Origin of the sequence: Enterobacter sp. PI-10 (assembly GCF_027947695.1) — a bacterium.
Classification (GTDB): Bacteria; Pseudomonadota; Gammaproteobacteria; order Enterobacterales; family Enterobacteriaceae; genus Enterobacter; species Enterobacter vonholyi.
On record NZ_JAJNOG010000007.1, the window covers coordinates 228,451 to 247,911 of the forward strand.

Consider the following 19,461-nt stretch of genomic DNA (forward strand, 5'->3'; position numbering starts at 1 on the left):
GTTTTATTTTTTGTGGAGCAATACGCTATGTCAAACAAACCGTTTATCTACCAGAACCCCTTCCCTCTTGCGCATGACGACACCGAATACTACCTGCTGACCAAAGAGCACGTCTCCGTTACCGAGTTCGAAGGCCAGGAAATCCTGAAGGTGGAGCCGGAAGCCCTGACCCTGCTGGCGCAACAGGCCTTCCATGACGCCGCGTTTATGCTGCGTCCTTCCCATCAGAAGCAGGTTGCCGCCATTCTCAACGACCCGGAAGCCAGCCAGAACGACAAATACGTTGCCCTGCAGTTCCTGCGTAACTCTGAAATCGCGGCCAAAGGCGTGCTGCCGACCTGCCAGGATACCGGCACCGCGATCGTCATGGGTAAAAAAGGCCAGCGCGTCTGGACCGGCGGCGGCGACGAAGCGGCCCTGAGCCAGGGCGTGTATAACACCTACATTGAAGACAACCTGCGCTACTCCCAGAACGCCGCGCTGGACATGTATAAAGAGGTGAATACCGGCACCAACCTGCCGGCGCAGATTGACCTCTACAGCGTGGACGGGGACGAATACAAATTCCTGTGCATGGCAAAAGGCGGCGGTTCTGCCAACAAAACCTATCTCTACCAGGAAACCAAAGCGCTGATCACCCCGGCTAAGCTGAAAAATTACCTGGTTGAGAAGATGCGTACCCTGGGGACAGCAGCCTGCCCGCCGTACCACATTGCCTTTGTTATCGGCGGAACCTCGGCGGAAGCCACGCTGAAAACCGTGAAGCTGGCCTCCACGCGCTACTACGACACCCTACCGACGGAAGGTAACGAACACGGCCAGGCTTTCCGCGACGTTCAGCTCGAACAGGAGCTGCTTCAGGAAGCACAGAACCTCGGCCTGGGCGCGCAGTTTGGCGGTAAATACTTCGCCCACGACATCCGCGTGATCCGCCTGCCGCGCCACGGCGCGTCCTGCCCGATTGGCATGGGCGTCTCATGCTCCGCGGACCGCAACATCAAAGCGAAAATCAACCGCGACGGGATCTGGATTGAGAAGCTGGAGCACAACCCAGGCCAGTACATTCCGGAGTCACTGCGCCAGCAGGGCGAAGGCGACGTGGTCAGCATCGATCTGAACAAGCCGATGAACGAGATCCTGGCGCAGCTTTCCGCGCACCCGGTCTCTACCCGCCTGTCGCTGAACGGGACCATCATAGTGGCGCGCGACATCGCCCACGCGAAGCTGAAAGAGCTAATCGACAACGGTGAGGAACTGCCGCAGTACGTCAAAGATCACCCGATCTACTACGCGGGCCCGGCCAAAACGCCGGAAGGCTACGCGTCTGGCTCACTTGGCCCAACCACGGCGGGACGCATGGATTCGTATGTGGACCTGCTGCAGTCCCACGGCGCAAGCATGATCATGCTGGCCAAAGGCAACCGCAGCCAGCAGGTGACGGACGCCTGCCATAAGCACGGCGGCTTCTACCTGGGCAGCATCGGCGGCCCGGCCGCGGTGCTGGCGCAAAACAGCATTAAGAGCCTGGAGTGCGTCGCGTATCCGGAGCTGGGAATGGAAGCCATCTGGAAAATCGAAGTCGAGAACTTCCCGGCGTTTATCCTGGTGGATGACAAAGGCAACGATTTCTTCCAGCAGATCCAGAACCAGCAGTGTAAAGGCTGTTCACAGCGCTGAGTGCTTCCATACGTTCGGCAGGAGCGACAGCGTTTCAGCGATTGTGCTGCGCTTGTCGCTCCCCGGCTTCCAGATGGTGACCATCGTCTGACCAATTCCCTGGCTGCCCACTTCGGTGTGCAGCCTTTTTACGTTTTGCCACTGCCCGGCGTGAAAATGCGTCGGTAAGAATCCCCAGCCGCAGCCGCGCTCCAGCAGACCGCGCAGCATCTCCGGCTCATTGGTAAAGAGGGTATGCCCGGAAATTTGCAGGCGGCGCGCCACCGGCTCGTCCGAGGCGGGGTGCATGACGACCTGAGGTACCAGGGAAAGATCGAGCAGCGACAGAGGTGAAGCACTGTCCGCAAACAGCCCGCTGGCGGCATAAAAATCCATATCGATGGCACCCAGGGCACGCCACTCCATATCATTGCCCACGCTGCGGTTGCGTGCCTGGCAGATGGCCAGATCCGCGTCGTTATTCGCCAGCAGCCGTTCCGATTCATCCCGCGAGGCGCAGATAAGGCTCAGGCGGATTTTTCGCACCGCCATTTCAGCAATCACCCCGTGCAGAAAGGCTCTGGGCGTAAAAGGATCGTAGGCCAGCGTCAGGTCCTGCGTGGCACCGTGCGGCACCTCTCTGGCAAACGCCTCAAAGGCTTTTACCTGCCGCATCAGCAGGTGCGCCTGGCGCTGAAGCTGTTCCCCTTCGGGCGTGAGCCGCAGGGTGCGGCCGTCGCGAATAAACAGCGCGTAGCCCAACCCATCCTCAAGAAAATCAACCAGATCGCGAAGCGTCGTTCGGTCCTTCTTCAGCGCCACCGCGGCTTTACTCAGGCTCCCGTTCTCGGCCACGGCGGTAAATGCCTCGAGCTGTGCAAAAGAGTAAATCAGTCCCGCCACGCTACGCTCCCTCTGTTTTTTGGGGGGATTTTCCCCCGCTATGCGTTTTTTATTATAGCTCCGGGGTTTTTAAACTGAAGCCGTTCCTAACCTGTAAGAGACGGATATGAAAAACAGAAAAGTAAACCATGCCCTGCTGGCGGGCCTTATCTTCAGCACCCTAATCTCCCCTGCGGCAGTGGCCGCCTGTAAAGGCACCGACCTCAGCGCTTGCCCTGCCCCCTTCGACACCACGCTGCCTGACACCCATAAGATGCTCACCTGGAGTCAGGCCGATCGCGTGGTGGGCTTTCGCAATGACTACCGCAACTACCCCGGGGACGTTTTCCGCCACGGTAGCGCCGCGCCGCTGGAAATGTCGGACAAGCCGCTCACGGACGCACACTATCAGGTCAACGGCAGGCGCTACGGCCTTAAGGACTACCTCCAGCGGCAGAACGTCAGCGGCATGCTGGTGCTGAAGGACGGCAAAATCGCCTGGAAGTATCTTGGAGAGGGCAATACCGACTCGACGCTCTGGACCTCGCGCTCGGTTGGGAAATCGGTGGTATCGGCGCTGGTGGGCGTAGCCCTCAAAGAGGGAAAGATCCACTCGCTTGACGATCGGATCACGCGGTATGAACCCGATCTGAAAGGCACCGCGTGGGACGGCGTGACGCTTAAGCAGCTTATCACCCATACCTCCGGCGTGGCGTGGAACGAGGATTACACCAACCCCCACTCCGACTTTGCGCAGCTCACCGAGTGCGAGGCGAAGCCGGGTACCTATGACTGCGTGCGCAAGCTGGTGAAGGGGCTGCGCAGGGCGCATCCGGCCGGAGAGAACTGGTCTTACTCTTCGGGCGGTGCCTGGCTGCTGGGTGACGTGCTGGAGCGGGCCACCGGCATGACGCTAGCAGCCTATCTGGAGAAAAGCATCTGGCAGCCTTACGGCATGGCGAGCGACGGCGCGTGGCATGCCTACAGCAAAGGCCAGCACGACGTCGGCGCGCACGGCTTTAACGCCACGCTGGAGGACTGGGGACGCTTCGGGCAATTTATCCTGAACAACGGTACGCTGCCGAACGGTAAGACCATACTGCCGGAAAACTGGATCAGGCAGTCGTCAGACTGGACGAAGGCCAAAGGCTCGGTCTCAGACGCCCATCCCGAGGGGCTGTACGGCTATCAGTGGTGGAACAATGAAGTGCCCGCCAACGCCACGGGCGTAGAGCCGACGGCACAGCATTCGCTGAAAGGTTCGCTCTGGGCGCTGGGCATTTTCGGGCAGATGATCGTGGTGAACCCAAAGGAAAATCTGGTCATCGTCCAGTGGTCTACCTGGCCGCAGGCGGAACCGTCCTTCAGCGCCCAGCCGCTGGAAGCCTCTCTGATGTTTAGCGCGATTGCCAGGGCGCTGCGCTAAATTGCATCCGCCGGGTAATGAAGCGGTTACCCAGCTCATTCTGAAACGCGCCTCTGCGCCACATCACAAAATCGCAATATCAGAGACTTACAGAATATTGGTGAATAAAAAGCCAATGGTTTGTTAAGTTATTGTTGCCATTAATTGTATTTATTCGTCGGATTATATTCATGCAAGAAATGCATCAGTCGATGTGGCATTTGCGCTTATCTAATTCCTCATCCTGATCCAGTTTTCAGAAACAGACGCGTAAAACGTCAACAATAAAACTGGAGATAACCATGTTTTCCTCAACCTCACCTGCAACCGTACGTTCGAAGGCGGGCGCGATACTTCGCGTCACGTCCGGCAACTTTCTTGAGCAATTCGATTTCTTTCTGTTCGGCTTCTATGCCACCTACATCGCCCACACGTTCTTCCCGGCGAGCAGTGAATTTGCGTCGCTGATGATGACCTTCGCCGTCTTCGGCGCGGGCTTTTTGATGCGTCCCATCGGGGCCATCGTGCTTGGCGCCTATATCGACAAGGTGGGGCGCAGAAAGGGGCTGATCGTCACGCTGTCCATCATGGCGGCGGGGACGTTTCTGATTGTGCTTATCCCCTCTTATCAAAGCATCGGCCTGTGGGCGCCGCTGCTGGTGCTGACGGGCCGTCTGCTGCAGGGCTTTTCCGCCGGCGCGGAGCTTGGAGGCGTGTCGGTCTATCTGGCTGAAATCGCCACGCCGGGCCGCAAGGGTTTTTACACCAGCTGGCAGTCCGGTAGCCAGCAGGTCGCCATTATGGTCGCCGCGGCGATGGGCTTTGCGCTGAATGCCCTGATGGCGGAGAGCGCCATTCGTGAATGGGGCTGGCGCATCCCGTTCCTGTTCGGCTGTTTAATCGTGCCGTTTATCTTCTTCCTGCGCCGCAAGCTGGAGGAGACGGAAGAGTTCAGCGCGCGCCGCCAGCATCTGGAGATGCGTCAGGTCTTTAAAACGCTGCTTGGCAACTGGCAGGTGGTGGTCGCGGGCATGCTGATGGTAGCGATGACCACCACCGCGTTCTACCTGATCACCGTCTACGCTCCCACCTTTGGCAAAAAAGTGCTGATGCTGAGCGCGTCGGACAGCCTGCTGGTCACGCTGCTGGTGGCGGTTTCTAACTTCATCTGGCTGCCGGTGGGCGGTGCCCTGTCGGACCGTTTCGGGCGCAAGCCGGTGCTGATTGCCATGACCCTGCTGGCGCTGGCGACCAGCTACCCGGCCCTGACGCTGCTGGCGAACGCGCCCAGCTTCTCCATGATGCTGAGCGTGCTGCTGTGGCTCTCCTTCCTCTACGGCCTGTATAACGGCGCGATGATTCCGGCCCTGACGGAGATCATGCCTGCCGAAGTGCGCGTGGCGGGCTTCTCGCTGGCTTACAGCCTGGCAACGGCGGTCTTTGGCGGCTTTACCCCGGTGATGTCCACCGCGCTGATTGAATACACCGGTGACAAAGCTTCGCCTGGCTACTGGATGAGCTTCGCCGCGGTGTGTGCCCTGCTGGCCACGCTCTACCTCTACCGCCGCCGTGCGGTATCGCTGCAAAACACCGTCAAGTCACAGGGGGCAGTATGAAAAGCACTTATCGCTATACCGCCAGCGCGCTGGTGCTGATGTTCCTGAGCGTCAATGCCTTTGCCCAGGACGTAAAGGTCATGATCTCAGGTGGCTTCAAAGCCGCCCTTGAAAAACTGGCTCCGGAATATGAACGCCAGACCGGGGATAAAATCGTGATCATCCCCGGCCCCTCAATGGGCGCTACGCCGCAGGCGATCCCAAACCGCCTGGCGCGCGGCGAGAAGGCCGACGTGGTGATTATGGTGGGCGATGCGCTGGAGAAGCTCGAAAAAGCCAGCCAGACCCAGCCGGGTTCGCGAACTGAACTCGCGGACTCTCCCGTTGGCATGGTGGTGAAAAAAGGTGCGGATGTCCCTGATATCAGCAGCGAGGCGGATCTGCGTAAAACGCTGCTGCAGGCCAGCTCCATCGCCTACTCTGACAGCGCCAGCGGCAGGTACGTCAGCCAGACGTTGTTCAAAAAGCTGGGGATTGAAAAAGAAGTGGCGGGTAAAGCGACAATGGTCGAGCGTATCCCGGTCGCCTCTGAAGTGGCGAAAGGAAAATACGCCGTGGGCTTCCAGCAGGTTAGCGAGCTGCTGCCCGTTCAGGGCGTCACCTTTATCGGCAAAATCCCGGATAATCTGCAATACATCACGCGCTTCGCGGGCGCGGTTACCCGTCACGCTGAACATCCTGACGAGGGGAAAGCGCTGTTGACCTATCTTGCCTCACCGCCCTCACGCGCCGTCATCGAGAAGACGGGGATGATCCCCGTTACGTCCGGCGATACTGCTCGGTGATCTGCTTTTCCAGTTCAGCCGCGATATATGACTGGATGCGCCCCCGGCGCCGGATAAGCCCTACGGTGCGTTTGACCTCCGGCGCCACCAGCGGCAGATGCGTCAGCAGCGTGTGCTCTGAGGTCGGCATCGACATGGCGGGAACGGCAGCGATGCCGATCCCCGCCTCAACCATACCGAGCATCGTGGTAACGTGACGTGTTTCGCAGACGCTGGGCCGCTCGGGAACGATATCACCCAGCATCCGATCGAGCAGATTGCGGTTACCTGACGTTTTATCGAGAGAGATATAATCATGCTGATAAAATGCCTGCCACGTCAGGTGACTCTTCTGCGCCAGCGGATGATCCTTTCTGCACGCCGCGACGTAGACATCCTCCACCAGCGGGAAAAATTCGATTTCAGACGGCAGGTTTCCTGCGAAGCAGATACCAAAATCCGCCTGGCTTCGGGCCACGGCGTCAATCACATTCCCCGCGCTGCTGTCGATGAGCTTAATGCGCACGCGCGGATAGCGAGACTGAAAGCGACGGATCACATCAGGCATAAAGTAACAGGCGGCGGAAGGTACCGTGGCAACCGTGATCAGCCCCGTCCGCTCTTCGCTGGCTTTATCGACATCCGCCAGCATTGACTCAACGTTGTCGAGCAGCTGCGCGGAGCGCTCGGCAAAGTTTTGCCCGTATAACGTTAAGGCCACGCGGCGGGTGGTACGATCAAACAGCCGGTTTCCCAGCGCGGCTTCCAGCTTTTCAATCCTCCGGCTCAGGGCAGACTGGGATAAGCAGATAGATTCAGCAGCAACACGGAAGTTACCGTATTCCACTAACGCTCTGAAAGCATAAAGATCGTTAAGGTCAAAATTCACGGGCATAGCGTCTGGATGTCCTGTCAGGGAATACGCAACAAAGTCAAAAATAATAGCGTCTTACTGAACCACCGCAACCTGTACGGCGATGAAATAGGTCAGAGGTCGTTGAGATGCAGGCGAACATACCCTGCACGATCGGCAATGGCCTGCCGCTCCTCTTCCTTCATGTCCACAAGCTGTTTAAAGACAATGCCCAGGCGGGGATTGTTACCCAGACGCGCCTGATTGCGCGCAAAGAAATCCCAGTAAAGGGCATTAAAGGGGCACGCCAGCTCCCCAGTGCGCTGGTTATGTTGATACCGGCATCCCTGACAATAATTACTCATCTTATGAATATATGACGCGCTGGAGACGTAGGGTTTACTCGCCAGTAACCCGCCATCGCCAAACTGGCTCATGCCGAGAGTGTTGGGCAGCTCCACCCATTCAAAGGCATCAATATAGACCCCCAGATACCATTCATGAACCGCCTGCGGCGACAGGCCGCTGAGCAGGCTAAAGTTGCCGATGACCATCAGGCGCTGGATATGGTGGGCGTAAGCCTCCGTGAGCGACTGCCCAATAGCATGTGACAGGCAGCGCATCTGCGTCCTGCCGGTCCAGAACCAGTCCGGCAGCGGAGCGTGCTGGTCTAAGGCATTCAGCTCCCGATAGCCCGGCATCTGCGACCAGTAGATCCCACGCACGTACTCCCGCCAGCCGAGAATTTGTCGGATAAACCCTTCAACGGCGGGCAGCGGCGCATGGCCCGAACGCCATGCCTGCTGGGCGGCTGCGACCACTTCCCGCGGATTAAGCATTTTGGTGTTTAGCGCGAATGAAATTAACGAGTGGAAAAGGAAAGGTTCCTCCGCGTGCATCGCGTCCTGCCAGGCGCCAAAATGGGGGAGCACGTGAGTGATAAATTCCTCCAGCCTGGCTTTGGCTTCCGAACGGTTAAGCGGCCAGCGAAAATTGTCGGCCTGCGATTCGCCGAAGGTCTTTACCCCACAGCGTTGGATCTCCGCCCATAAGGCTGAATAATCGTGCCCGGGACGCGAATCGCCCGGCGCGGGCGGCTCGCCGGACCAGCGCTTGCGATTTTCGGCATCGAAATTCCATTTACCTCCCTCCGGCTCGTCTTCTGATGTCAAAAGAATGCCGTGCTGACGACGCATTTCCCGGTAAAAGTACTCCATTCGCCAGCTTTTGCGCGTTGCAAAGAACGCGCTGACCTGTTCCCGCGTGGTGAAAAAATGCTCGCTGCTGACGCAGGCCGCTTCAACGGAGGCCGTCTTCGCCCACGCCTGCAGCTGCGTATCCAGACGCCATTCGTCGGGCTCCTGCCATATCACCCTACCCGCGCTGTAATGCGCGACAAGCGCGTTGAGATTGTCTTCAAGCGCGCCGCGGTTTGAGCCGTCAGAGAGCCGGACATACCTCATCCGATGCCCCTTCTCCTTTAATGCAGAGGCAAACGCGCGCATGGCGGCGAAGATAGCGATAACTTTCTGGGCGTGATGAAGCACATAGGCGGTTTCGGCCCGGAGTTCCAGCATCACGTAAATGACGTTCGGACTGCAGGTATCAAACCAGCTGTGATGCGGATTAAGCTGATCGCCCAGGATCAGACGCAGCTCGGTCAACGGTGGCTCCTGCGACAGCGCTCGGAACAGTATTTAACCTCATTCCAGCATTTAGCCCATTTCTTGCGCCACGTCATGGGTCGCTGGCAGTGCACACACAGCCGACTGGGCAGGTCCTGCTTGTTACCTTTAAAATCGCTCATCTTTTCAATACCGTACTGATTTCTTCACTGAACCTGTGGATGAAGGCTACGACAGACTTCACAAAATGAAGGTGATGCCCGCAAACCGCTACCCACCGCTACGTACGAATGATAGTTTATTCAGGCTGGAATTGTCGCAGTGCGCGATTTTCTGGCATCTTAACCGAACCTGACTTTCCCATTTTTGTTCAAGTAACGAGTTTGCGAGCAAAGCGATGATAAAGTGGCCCTGGAAAACGAATGAAGCTGGCCGGGATATGGCGCTGCCATGGAATGACGCGCTGACAATCCCTGTTCTGGCTAATCTTAAGCCGGATGAACAAGCGAAACTGGTTCAGCTTGCGGATCGTTTTTTACAGCAAAAACGCCTGGTTCCACTGCAGGGTTTCGAGCTCGATCCGCTTAAAAACGCCCGCATCGCCCTGCTTTTCTGTCTTCCGGTGCTTGAGCTCGGCATTGAGTGGCTGGACGGTTTCCACGAAGTGCTTATCTATCCCGCACCTTTCGTGGTGGATGACGAATGGCAGGACGATATCGGGCTGGTGCACAACCAGCGCGTGGTGCAGTCCGGACAAAGCTGGCAGCAGGGGCCGATTATTCTGAACTGGCTCGACATTCAGGACTCGTTCGATGCGTCCGGTTTTAACCTGATTATCCATGAGGTAGCCCACAAGCTGGATACCCGCAACGGCGATCGCGCCAGCGGCGTTCCATTTATCCCGCTTCGCGAAGTGGCGGGCTGGGAGCACGATCTGCACGCGGCGATGGATAACATCCAGGATGAAATAGACCTGGTCGGCGAAAGCGCGGCCAGCATTGACGCCTATGCGGCAACCGACCCGGCCGAATGCTTTGCGGTGCTCTCGGAGTATTTCTTCAGCGCACCCGAACTCTTCGCGCCCCGTTTCCCGGCGCTGTGGCAGCGTTTCTGCCAGTTTTATCAGCAGGATCCCCTGCAGCGTCTGCGGCAAAATGAGGAGTCTGGCGGCCATTCCTCCCGTCAGATCCATTAAGGTTTTTCAGCAGGGGGACGTTCGGTTGACCGTACCCCTATGCTCAACGCTAAAAACAGCAATGCCATTCCCCATGCGGCTACCGTTAAAGACTGCTCGCCGTAAAAACGCGTCACCACGGGCACCAGCAGCGCGCTGACGCCGTAGCCTAACGTGTGGCTGGTGGCGATAACGCCCGCCCCTTTCCCGGTGGTCAGCCTGTCGTTAAGCAGCAGCTGGTAGCCCGGCGTGGCCATCGCCGCCCCGAGTGACGTGATAACAATCCCCACGTAGAACAGCGCTAAACCGGCGACAGTTATCAGCCCTAGTCCTGCCACCATCAACACCGCCGCGATGCAGAGCAACGTCATCGGGGTGAAATGCTGCGGGCGGACCACCAGAAACTGTGCCGCGAGCGTGGCCAGCGCGGCAAGGCTCAGCAGAAACGCGACATGATGGCTGATCTCCCGGGCGTTGCCGTCCAGCAACGGGCTAAGATGCGGCGACAGGCCAAGCTGCATCAGGCTCACCAGCGCCGCCAGCAGCAGCGCCAGCAGCAGGAACGGCAGCATGGAGGCCTGCAGACGGGTTGCCTGGTGAGCTACCGGCGGCAGCGGCGGATCAGCGACTTCGCGAAGCACCAGCAGCAGAGCGATAAGCGGCGCAACCGCCATCAGCCAGAGCGGCGCCACCGGATTAACGCTGAGCATCAGCGCCGCCAGCGGCGGGCCGAGCAAACGCCCGCAGCTCAGGCCGGAGCTTATCGTCGCCAGCGCGGCCATTCTTTTCTCCAGTCCCGCACGCTGAATTGCCCACGTCTGGGCTGCAGGCACCAGCCCCGAGACCGTCAGTCCGTAGAGCAGGCGCGAGAATATAAGCCCCGCCAGTCCCCAGACGGTATCCAGCCTTCCGGCCGCCATCGCCCAGACCATCAGCGCCATCACTACAAAACTGGCCAGATAGCCGCCCAGCGAGGCGAGCATCACGTACTTACAGCCCTTTCGCTCGCTTTGACGCCCCCACCAGGGCGATGCGGGTAAAAAGAGCATGGATCCAAACATCAATAGTCCGGCCCAGACCGAGAGCGACAGCCCGGTCAGGTTCACCAGCTGCGGGAGCATCACCAGCAGGCCGTTTTGCCCGACACCTAATAAACCCGCACATAACGCCAGGGGCCAGTTGGCTTTTGAGGTGACGTTTTCGGTCAATATTTCAGAGTCAGCGCGCATGAGAATGTGAACATAGTGTCAATAAATGTGTGGAAATTATGAAGTTTATGAAAACAAATATTGCAAAAATGGTTGCGACTGTAAACAGAATGAATATCATAACGAGAATTATTATCAATCATGGAATGAGGTACATCTATGCGTGCTCTGCTCCGCGCCGCCGGTACAGACGTTGCAGCCCAGTGTTTTTTAAACGCCCTGTTGCGCGAAACGAAGGACTGGCGCTATCTCCCCGCTACCGATGCGGATGCGCTATCTGAGATCCATATCCCGCTTTCCCAGACCCAGGCGCTTCGGGTGCCGGTACGCTATTTCTCTCCCACCCAGCACCATCAGTACCGTTTCCCGGCAACGCTTATTCATAGCAAGAATGATAACGGTGACGCCGTCACATTCTCTCAACTGGTTGATTTAATTCTCGAAAAACCGTCCGTAAAAGGCTCGCTGGATGCCGACACGCTGGCGCGTTTTAAGCAGCGCGTTCTCGAAAGCCATGCCCACACCTGGCAGGCGATTGATTTACGCCACAACTGGGCAACACTGCGCGATAAGCCGCTGACGTTTGCCGACGCGGAACAGGCGCTGCTGGTCGGCCACGCGTTTCACCCGGCACCGAAGTCGCACGAGCCGTTCAACGAAGCCGAGGCGCGCCGCTACCTGCCCGATTTCGCCTCCCGCTTCCCGCTGCGCTGGTTTGCCGTTGAGAGCACGCTCGTTGCCGGCGACAGCCTGAACGTCTCCCTGCGCGAACGTCTGCTGCGCTTTGCGGCCCAGAGCGCGCCCGAGCTGCTCGGCCAATTCACCGACACCCGCTGGCTGCTGCCCATGCATCCGTGGCAGGCCGACTATCTGCTGGAGCAGGACTGGTGCCAGCGTCTGGCAGAAAACGGTTCACTGCAGGACCTGGGTGAAGCGGGCGCGCAGTGGCTGCCCACCAGCTCGTCACGCTCGCTTTACAGCGAAACCAACAGCGACATGATTAAGTTCTCTCTCAGCGTGCGCCTGACCAACTCCGTGCGCACGCTGTCGGTGAAAGAGGTGAAGCGCGGCATGCGCCTGGCGCGTCTGGCAAAAACGGAACGCTGGCAGGAATTACAGGCGCGCTACCCGACCATGCGCGTGATGCAGGAAGACGGCTGGGCAGGACTGCGCGATGACAACGGCGCTATTCAGGAAGAGAGCCTGATGGCCCTGCGCGTTAATCTGCTGTTCGATACGCCAGACACCCAGACCAACGTGCTGGTGAGCCTGACGCAGGCCGCGCCGGACGGCGGCGACAGCCTGCTGGCCGCGGCGGTGCGCCGTCTGAGCCAGCGTCTTGATTTACCGCTCGCCCAGGCCGCCCGCTGCTGGCTGGACGCCTATTGCGACCGCGTATTAATCCCGCTGTTCAGCGCCGAGGCGGACTACGGCCTGGTCCTGCTGGCGCACCAGCAAAATATCCTCGTTGAGATGCAGCAGGATTTCCCGATCGGACTTATCTACCGCGACTGCCAGGGCAGCGCGTGGACCGAAAGTGCCGACGCGTGGCTGAAAGATGCTGGCGAAACTGAGGTGGAAAACCGCTTCGGCGAGAGCCAGCTGCTGCGCTACTTCCCTTACTACCTGCTGCTGAACTCTACCCTTGCCGTAACCGCCGCCCTCGCTGCCGCCGGTTTCGACAGCGAAGAGAGCCTGATGTCCCGGGTGCGTGCTGCGCTGGCCCAACTGCGCCGCACGGCGAAGCAGACCCGCTGCCTCGACTACGTTCTCGACAGCCCGACCTGGAACTGCAAAGGCAACTTCTTCTGCTACCTGCACGATCGCAATGAAAACACCATCGCCGATCCGGCGGTGATCTATTTCGACTTTAGCAACCCGTTTTACAAGGAGAAGGCGTGATGGCCATCGCGAATATTGTCCATTCCGGCTACGGCTTTCGCTGCACCGCAACGGATCGCGCGCTGCCGCTGACGTTGGGTCTCGACGGCAGCGCGGTGCTGGAGCGTCTGAAGGGGCTCCCGGACGGCTGGTTGGTGCAAGCGCTGGATCAGCTGTTTGTTGCCGCCCCCGCGCTGACCGGCATTACGTTGCCGTGGGCGGACTGGCAGGATGAACCCCAGGCTCGGGCGCTGTTTGGCCTGGCCCACGGAGATTATCTGACGCGCGACGCCTTCTGGCAGCTGCCGCTGTGGCTGAAAGGCGAACGGCCGCAGGCGAGCGGCGGAATGCAGTTTGACGAGAGCCGTCAGCTGTACTTCCCGCTGCGCCCTCGCCGCCCGCAGGGCGAAGTGTATCGCCGTTACGATCCGCAGATTAAGCGCACCCTCAGCTTCCGCGTGGCCGACGTGGCGCTGGACGGCGAGCGTTTTACCCGCTGGATGAACAACCCGCGCGTGAACGCCTTCTGGGAGATGGCGGGCCCGCAGGCCGAGCAGGAAAACTACCTGCGCCGTCAGCTCGACTCGACCTACTGCTACCCGGTTATCGGCTGCTTCGACGACCAGCCGTTCGGCTATTTTGAACTCTACTGGGCGGCGGAAGACCGCATTGGCCGCCACTATCGCTGGCAGCCGTTTGACCGCGGGCTACACATGCTGGTGGGCGAAGAGAACTGGCGCGGCGCGCAGTACATCCGCAGCTGGCTGCGCGGCCTGAGCCACTATCTGTATCTCGATGAACCGCGCACCGCGCGCATCGTCGCCGAGCCGCGCTTCGACAACCAGCGCCTGTTCCGCCATCTGGCCTCTGCCGGTTTCGACACCGTGAAAGAGTTCGACTTCCCGCACAAGCGCTCGCGCCTCATCATGAGCCAGCGTCACCGCTTCTTCAGCGAGGTGGGCCTGTGAACGCGCTCTGGGAGAAAGTGAACCGCGAGATGGTGGCGAAGATCATCGCCGAGCTGGAGTATGAACGCACCCTGCGCGCCGAGCCAGTTTCGTCTGACGCATGGCGCATCACCATGGGCAACGAGTCCTGGCAGTTTAGCGCCGCGCGCGGGATCTGGGGCTGGCTGCATATCGACCCGAACAGCCTGATCGCCGCCAGCGGTGCCGCCGTGGAGGCGGAGAGCGCGCTGCTGCAGCTGGCAGCGGTGCTGGAGATGAGCGACGCGCAAACGGCGGAGCACATGGAAGATCTCTACGCCACGTTGCGAGGCGACATACAGCTGCTGCAGGCGCGTGAAGCGCTGGACGCGGATGCGCTGATCCACCTCGACCCGGACGAATTACAGTGTCTGATGCGCGGCCACCCGAAGTTTATTTTCAACAAAGGCCGCCGCGGCTGGGGTCTGGACGCGCTGCGTCAGTACGCGCCGGAATACCGCGGACGTTTTCGTCTGCACTGGGTCGCCGTTCAGCGGGAGCATCTGGTCTGGAGCAGCGACGTCGATTGCGATATCAGCGCCCTGCTGGCCAGCGCCATGGACAACGCCGAGCGCACCCGCTTTGACGCCCGCTGGCAGGCGCTGGGTCTCAACGACGGCTGGCTGCCCGTACCGCTGCACCCGTGGCAGTGGCAGCAGAAGATCGCCATTCATTTCCTGGCGCAGCTGGCGCGCGGTGAGATGGTTGAGCTGGGCGAATTTGGCGACGAGTATCTGGCGCAGCAGTCCCTGCGCACGCTCACCAACGCCAGCCGTCGCGCGCCGTATGACATCAAGCTTCCGCTGACTATTTACAACACCTCCTGCTATCGCGGTATTCCGGGCAAATACATTGCCGCCGGGCCGCTGGCCTCGCGCTGGCTGCAGCAGCAGTTCGCCAGCGACGCTACGCTTGCGCGCTCTGGCGCGCAGGTACTGGGCGAACCCGCCGCCGGATACCTGTCGCATCCGGGCTATGCGGCGCTGCCGAAAGCGCCCTATCGCTATCAGGAGATGCTGGGGGTGATCTGGCGCGAGAACCCATCCTGTTATCTTCAGGACGGCGAACAGGCGGTGCTGCTGGCGGCGCTAATGGAAACCGACAACGACGGGCGCCCGCTGATCGACGCGTGGATTAAACGCTCGGGGTTAAGCGCCGAAGCGTGGCTGGAAAAGCTGTTTGAGGCAACGGTTATACCGTTCTATCACCTGCTCTGCCGCTACGGCGTGGCGCTGATCGCCCACGGGCAGAACGTGACGCTGGTGATGAATGACTACATTCCCCAACGCATCCTGCTGAAGGATTTCCAGGGCGATATGCGCCTGGTGGACGAGGATTTCCCGCAGGCCCAGAGCCTGCCGGAACAGGTGAAGGCCGTCACGGCGCGCCTGAGCGCGGATTACATCATCCACGATCTGCAAACCGGCAACTTTGTGACGGTGCTGCGTTTTATCTCGCGCCTCACGCTGCAAAGCGGCGTCAGCGAAACGCGTTTCTATCAGATCCTCGCCGGGGTTCTGCACCGCTATATGGCCGCGCACCCCGAGCTTGCGGAACGCTTCGCCAAATTCGATCTCTTCAAGCCGCAGATTATTCGCGTGATCCTCAACCCGGTCAAACTGACCTTCTCCGAACACGACGGCGGCAGCCGCATGCTGCCGAACTACGTCACCGACCTAGACAACCCTCTTTTTCTGGCCTCCAGGGAGTCAGCGCAATGAAAACCTATGATTTCATCGGCATTGGTATCGGCCCTTTTAACCTCAGCGTCGCCGCGCTGGCGGAAGGGCTGGACGGCTTTAGCTCGCTGTTCCTCGAGCGTAAACCGCACTTCTCCTGGCACCCGGGAATGATGGTGCCGGACTGCCACATGCAGACCAGCTTCCTGAAGGATCTGGTCAGCGCCGTTGAGCCGACCAACCGCCACAGCTTCCTGAACTACCTGGTGCAGCGCAAAAAGTTCTACCGCTTCCTGACCACCGAGCAGCGCACCGTCTCCCGCGAAGAGTTTGCGGACTACCTGTGCTGGGCGGCAGACAACCTCACCAACCTCGCCTTCAGCCAGCAGGTGCAGCAGGTGAGCTTTGATGAGAAAAGCGGCCTGTTTGAGGTGGTGACCCAGCGCGACCGCTTCCTGGCGCGCCACGTCTGCGTGGGGATTGGCAAACAGATTAACCTGCCGGACTGCGTCACGACTCAGGACGATACCTGCTTCCACGCCAGCGAGATGATGCTGCGCACGCCGGACCTTACGGGCAAGCGCGTTACCGTCGTCGGCGGCGGCCAGAGCGGCGCCGACCTGTTCCTGAATATTTTCCGTGGCGAATGGGGCCAGCCGCTGAGCCTGAACTGGGTCTCGCGCCGCAACAACTACAACGCGCTGGATGAAGCCGCCTTTGCTAACGAGTATTTCACGCCGGAGTACGTGGACAGCTTCTCTACGCTCGGTGCAGAGGCGCGTCGTCAGATGCTGCACGAGCAGAAGATGACCTCCGACGGCATCACCACCGAGTCCCTGCTGGCGATTTACCGCGCCATGTACCACCGCTTTGAAGTGCTGCGTGAAAAACCCTGGGCGCACCTGATGCCGTCCCGCTCGGTGACGGCCCTGACGCGCCTGGAAAACGGACAGCGCCTGAGCATACAGCATCACCTCGACGGCGGCCGCGAGCAGCTGGAGAGCGACGTGACGATCTTCGCCACCGGCTATCGCGCCGTGCAGCCTGCGTTCCTCGCGCCGCTGTCTCACCGCCTGCATCTGGATACGGACGAAGCCTTCTGCATCAACAACGATTTCACCCTCGAATGGGACGGCCCGCAGAGCAACCGCCTGTTTGCCGTGAATGCCGGGATGCACCGTCTCGGCATTGCCGAACCCCAGCTCAGCCTGATGGCCTGGCGTGCGGCGCGAATTTTGAATCGCGCGCACGGCGACGAGCCGTTTGAACTGGCTACCACCCCTGGCGTTATCCACTGGCGAAGCACCACCAGCCCGGAGAACAGTCAGGTTTTTAAATCCTTAGCAAAAACCACCGAGTACTGACACACACAATCAGGGTCAACATAACAATGAAACGTTCTCATCTTTGGGTTTTAAATCCTTGCTTGCTTGCAATGCTTTCTACCTCTGCGTGGGCGGAAGAACAAAAGGAAGAAAATATCGTGGTCTCCGCCAGCCGCGCGCAACGCAGCGTGGCGGAGATGGCGCAGACCACCTGGGTCATTGAGCGGGCTGAAATTGAGCAGCAGGTTCAGGGCGGGAAAGAGATTAAAGAAGTGCTGGCGCAGCTGATTCCGGGCATGGACGTCAGCAGCCAGGGGCGTACCAACTACGGCATGAACCTGCGCGGCCGCTCCATGATGGTGATGGTGGACGGCGTGCGCCTGAACTCGTCCCGCAGCGACAGCCGCCAGCTGGACTCTATCGATCCGTTCAACATTGACCGTATCGAAGTGATCTCCGGCGCCACGTCACTCTACGGCGGCGGCAGCACCGGTGGCCTGGTGAACATCGTCACCAAAAAGGGCCAGCCGGAGACCGAGGTCGAGTTCCAGACCGGGACAAAGAGCGGGTTTAATAGCCATAACGACCACGATGAGAACGTGTCGGCAGCGGTCAGCGGCGGCAACGATAACGCTTCCGGTCGTCTGTCGGTGTCGTATCAGCGCTACGGCGGCTGGTATGACGGCAACGGCAACGAGGTGATCATCGATAACACCCAGACCGGATTACAGTATTCTGACCGTATTGACGTGATGGGCACAGGCACCATTAACATCGACGATCATCAGCAGCTGCAGCTGACTACCCAGTACTACAAGAGCGAGTCCGACGGTAAGCATGGTCTGTATCTCGGGAAGAACTTCTCGGCGGTCACGGGGGATGCGACCGCGTACAACAAAGGTAACCTGGACTCTGACCGCGTGCCGGGTACCGAGCGCCATCTGATCAACCTGCAGTATTCCAATACCGACTTCTGGGGCCAGGATCTGGTCGCGCAGATTTACTATCGAGACGAGAGCCTGACCTACTACCCGTTCCCGACCCTGACCAAAGGCGTGGTGAGCAGCATCGGCGCGTCCCAGCAGAAAACCGATTTTTACGGCGGCAAGCTGACGCTGAACAGCAAGCCGGTGGACGATTTAACGCTGACCTGGGGTGTGGATGCCGACCACGAAACCTTCGACGCCAACCAGCAGTTCTTTAACCTGAGCAAGGCCGCGGCGAGCGGCGGCATGGAGCTGGATAACGCCTACAACGTGGGCCGCTACCCGGGCTACAGCATCACCAACCTCGCCCCGTTCCTGCAGGCCAGCTACGATATTGACGCCATCACCCTGAGCGGCGGCGTGCGCTACCAGTACACCGAGAACAAGGTAGACGATTTTGTCGGTTACACCCAGCAGCAGGCCATCGCCACCGGGAAAGCAGCCTCCGCCGACGCGGTGCCGGGCGGTAAAACCGATTACAACAACTTCCTGTTTAACGCCGGGATCCTCGGTCGCCTGACCGAACAGCAGCAGCTGTGGTTTAACTTCTCCCAGGGCTTCGAAATTCCGGACCTGGCGAAGTACTACGGCTCCGGCACCTATCAGCTCAACAACGGTCACTATCGCCTGCTGAACAGCGTCAACGTGAACGACTCAAAGCTGGACGGTATCAAGGTCAACGCTTATGAGCTGGGCTGGCGCTACACCGGGGATAACCTGCGCACCCAGGTCGCGGCATATTACTCGCTCTCGGATAAAACCATCACCATCAACAAGACGGATATGACCATCAACCTGGAAGACGACAAGCGTCGTATCTACGGGGTGGAAGGTCAGGTGGACTATTTCTTCACCGACAGCGACTGGAGCACGGGCGCGAACTTTAACGCCATCAAGTCAGAAACCCGCGAAAACGGGAAATGGGAGAAGCTGACGGTTGACAGCGCCAGCCCGTCGAAAGCCAGCGCGTGGGTCAACTGGGCGCCGGGCGACTGGACCCTGCGCGTGCAGAGCACGCAGACCTTTGACGTCTCTGACGCCGACGGCAAGAAGATTGATGGCTATAACACGGTCGACTTCCTGGGCAGCTACGCCCTGCCGGTGGGTAAGGTCAGCTTCAGCGTGGAAAACCTGCTGGACAAAGACTACACCACCGCCTGGGGCCAGCGCGCGCCGGGGCTGTATAGCCCAACCTACGGTGCACCGGGTCTGTATACCTATAAAGGCCGTGGACGGACGTTTGGTCTGAACTACTCCGTTCTGTTCTAATCCTGAGCGCCGCCTGCGGGCGGCGCATTTTGCTGTGTAATTTCAACGCAAATTTACTATAAAATCAGCGATTTGCTGAAATTGTCGACAAACGAATGAAAAGTGCGTTTTCACCCTTTGACAAGGCGCAGTGAGGTCGCTACTATGCGCCT

15 protein-coding genes are annotated in these 19,461 nt (G+C 59.4%); 10 read left to right on the forward strand and 5 right to left on the reverse strand.

Features of this window, described 5'->3' with window-relative positions; all coding sequences use genetic code 11:
• Nucleotides 1-27 precede the first annotated feature (27 nt).
• Nucleotides 28-1,677, forward strand: coding sequence for a class I fumarate hydratase FumA (fumA, locus tag LRM19_RS16260; RefSeq protein ID WP_271369450.1), 1,650 nt, complete (start codon nt 28-30; stop codon nt 1,675-1,677).
• Here the strand turns inward: fumA and LRM19_RS16265 are convergent.
• Entirely contained in the window at nt 1,666-2,559 is an 894-nt protein-coding gene (locus LRM19_RS16265) for a LysR family transcriptional regulator (RefSeq protein ID WP_271369451.1), read from the reverse strand. The two genes, fumA and LRM19_RS16265, sit on opposite strands and share 12 nt — an antisense overlap.
• Before the next feature lie 106 nt (nt 2,560-2,665).
• On the opposite strand from LRM19_RS16265, the gene LRM19_RS16270 reads away from it, so the two are divergent.
• The 3 genes from LRM19_RS16270 to LRM19_RS16280 all read left to right on the forward strand — a co-directional run bounded on the left by LRM19_RS16270 (nt 2,666) and on the right by LRM19_RS16280 (nt 6,344).
• Nucleotides 2,666-3,964: a serine hydrolase domain-containing protein gene (locus LRM19_RS16270; protein WP_271369452.1), complete on the forward strand. Its 1,299-nt coding sequence runs from the start codon at nt 2,666-2,668 to the stop codon at nt 3,962-3,964.
• A gap of 281 nt (nt 3,965-4,245) precedes the next feature.
• Nucleotides 4,246-5,559 (forward strand): MFS transporter, encoded by a 1,314-nt coding sequence (locus LRM19_RS16275; protein ID WP_115875746.1) that lies wholly within the window; start codon nt 4,246-4,248, stop codon nt 5,557-5,559.
• Nucleotides 5,556-6,344 (forward strand): substrate-binding domain-containing protein, encoded by a 789-nt coding sequence (locus LRM19_RS16280; RefSeq protein ID WP_271369453.1) that lies wholly within the window; start codon nt 5,556-5,558, stop codon nt 6,342-6,344. The genes LRM19_RS16275 and LRM19_RS16280 overlap by 4 nt, the downstream gene beginning before the upstream one ends.
• Here LRM19_RS16280 and LRM19_RS16285 read toward each other — a convergent pair.
• The 3 genes from LRM19_RS16285 to LRM19_RS16295 form a co-directional block, all read right to left on the reverse strand.
• On the reverse strand, nt 6,319-7,218 hold the full coding sequence (locus tag LRM19_RS16285; protein ID WP_271369454.1) for a LysR family transcriptional regulator: 900 nt from the start codon (nt 7,216-7,218) through the stop codon (nt 6,319-6,321). The two genes, LRM19_RS16280 and LRM19_RS16285, sit on opposite strands and share 26 nt — an antisense overlap.
• A gap of 92 nt (nt 7,219-7,310) precedes the next feature.
• A complete protein-coding gene (locus LRM19_RS16290; RefSeq protein ID WP_271369455.1) occupies nt 7,311-8,840 on the reverse strand; it encodes a cryptochrome/photolyase family protein in 1,530 nt (509 codons plus the stop codon).
• On the reverse strand, nt 8,837-8,983 hold the full coding sequence (locus tag LRM19_RS16295; RefSeq protein WP_071530926.1) for a DUF2256 domain-containing protein: 147 nt from the start codon (nt 8,981-8,983) through the stop codon (nt 8,837-8,839). The genes LRM19_RS16290 and LRM19_RS16295 overlap by 4 nt, the downstream gene beginning before the upstream one ends.
• Before the next feature lie 215 nt (nt 8,984-9,198).
• Here LRM19_RS16295 and mtfA point away from each other — a divergent pair, with 215 nt between their 5' ends.
• A complete protein-coding gene (mtfA, locus tag LRM19_RS16300; protein ID WP_111966040.1) occupies nt 9,199-9,996 on the forward strand; it encodes a DgsA anti-repressor MtfA in 798 nt (265 codons plus the stop codon).
• Here mtfA and LRM19_RS16305 read toward each other — a convergent pair.
• Nucleotides 9,993-11,204, reverse strand: coding sequence for an MFS transporter (locus LRM19_RS16305; protein WP_271369456.1), 1,212 nt, complete (start codon nt 11,202-11,204; stop codon nt 9,993-9,995). The two genes, mtfA and LRM19_RS16305, sit on opposite strands and share 4 nt — an antisense overlap.
• Before the next feature lie 138 nt (nt 11,205-11,342).
• Between LRM19_RS16305 and LRM19_RS16310 the strand changes: the two genes are divergently transcribed.
• From LRM19_RS16310 to LRM19_RS16330, 5 genes are read left to right on the forward strand one after another with little or no spacing between them, the layout of a single operon-like run.
• Nucleotides 11,343-13,085 carry an IucA/IucC family protein gene (locus tag LRM19_RS16310; protein WP_271369457.1) on the forward strand — a complete coding sequence of 581 codons (1,743 nt, stop codon included), beginning with the start codon at nt 11,343-11,345 and terminating at the stop codon, nt 13,083-13,085.
• Nucleotides 13,085-14,032 (forward strand): GNAT family N-acetyltransferase, encoded by a 948-nt coding sequence (locus LRM19_RS16315; RefSeq protein WP_271369458.1) that lies wholly within the window; start codon nt 13,085-13,087, stop codon nt 14,030-14,032. Before LRM19_RS16310 ends, LRM19_RS16315 begins: the two co-directional genes overlap by 1 nt.
• On the forward strand, nt 14,029-15,771 hold the full coding sequence (gene iucC, locus LRM19_RS16320; RefSeq protein ID WP_271369459.1) for an aerobactin synthase IucC: 1,743 nt from the start codon (nt 14,029-14,031) through the stop codon (nt 15,769-15,771). Before LRM19_RS16315 ends, iucC begins: the two co-directional genes overlap by 4 nt.
• Nucleotides 15,768-17,093, forward strand: coding sequence for a lysine N(6)-hydroxylase/L-ornithine N(5)-oxygenase family protein (locus tag LRM19_RS16325; RefSeq protein WP_271369460.1), 1,326 nt, complete (start codon nt 15,768-15,770; stop codon nt 17,091-17,093). The genes iucC and LRM19_RS16325 overlap by 4 nt, the downstream gene beginning before the upstream one ends.
• 26 nt (nt 17,094-17,119) lie before the next feature.
• Nucleotides 17,120-19,309 (forward strand): TonB-dependent siderophore receptor, encoded by a 2,190-nt coding sequence (locus LRM19_RS16330; RefSeq protein WP_271369461.1) that lies wholly within the window; start codon nt 17,120-17,122, stop codon nt 19,307-19,309.
• Nucleotides 19,310-19,461 lie beyond the last annotated feature (152 nt).

What these genes read in the sequence shown, in the direction of transcription:
- fumA (WP_271369450.1), top strand. Translation starts at nt 28, where the DNA reads ATGTCAAACAAACCGTTTATCTACCAGAACCCCTTCCCTCTTGCGCAT.
- LRM19_RS16270 (WP_271369452.1), top strand. Translation starts at nt 2,666, where the DNA reads ATGAAAAACAGAAAAGTAAACCATGCCCTGCTGGCGGGCCTTATCTTC.
- LRM19_RS16275 (WP_115875746.1), top strand. Translation starts at nt 4,246, where the DNA reads ATGTTTTCCTCAACCTCACCTGCAACCGTACGTTCGAAGGCGGGCGCG.
- LRM19_RS16280 (WP_271369453.1), top strand. Translation starts at nt 5,556, where the DNA reads ATGAAAAGCACTTATCGCTATACCGCCAGCGCGCTGGTGCTGATGTTC.
- LRM19_RS16285 (WP_271369454.1), bottom strand. Translation starts at nt 7,218, where the DNA reads ATGCCCGTGAATTTTGACCTTAACGATCTTTATGCTTTCAGAGCGTTA.
- LRM19_RS16295 (WP_071530926.1), bottom strand. Translation starts at nt 8,983, where the DNA reads ATGAGCGATTTTAAAGGTAACAAGCAGGACCTGCCCAGTCGGCTGTGT.
- mtfA (WP_111966040.1), top strand. Translation starts at nt 9,199, where the DNA reads ATGATAAAGTGGCCCTGGAAAACGAATGAAGCTGGCCGGGATATGGCG.
- LRM19_RS16305 (WP_271369456.1), bottom strand. Translation starts at nt 11,204, where the DNA reads ATGCGCGCTGACTCTGAAATATTGACCGAAAACGTCACCTCAAAAGCC.
- LRM19_RS16310 (WP_271369457.1), top strand. Translation starts at nt 11,343, where the DNA reads ATGCGTGCTCTGCTCCGCGCCGCCGGTACAGACGTTGCAGCCCAGTGT.
- LRM19_RS16315 (WP_271369458.1), top strand. Translation starts at nt 13,085, where the DNA reads ATGGCCATCGCGAATATTGTCCATTCCGGCTACGGCTTTCGCTGCACC.
- LRM19_RS16325 (WP_271369460.1), top strand. Translation starts at nt 15,768, where the DNA reads ATGAAAACCTATGATTTCATCGGCATTGGTATCGGCCCTTTTAACCTC.
- LRM19_RS16330 (WP_271369461.1), top strand. Translation starts at nt 17,120, where the DNA reads ATGAAACGTTCTCATCTTTGGGTTTTAAATCCTTGCTTGCTTGCAATG.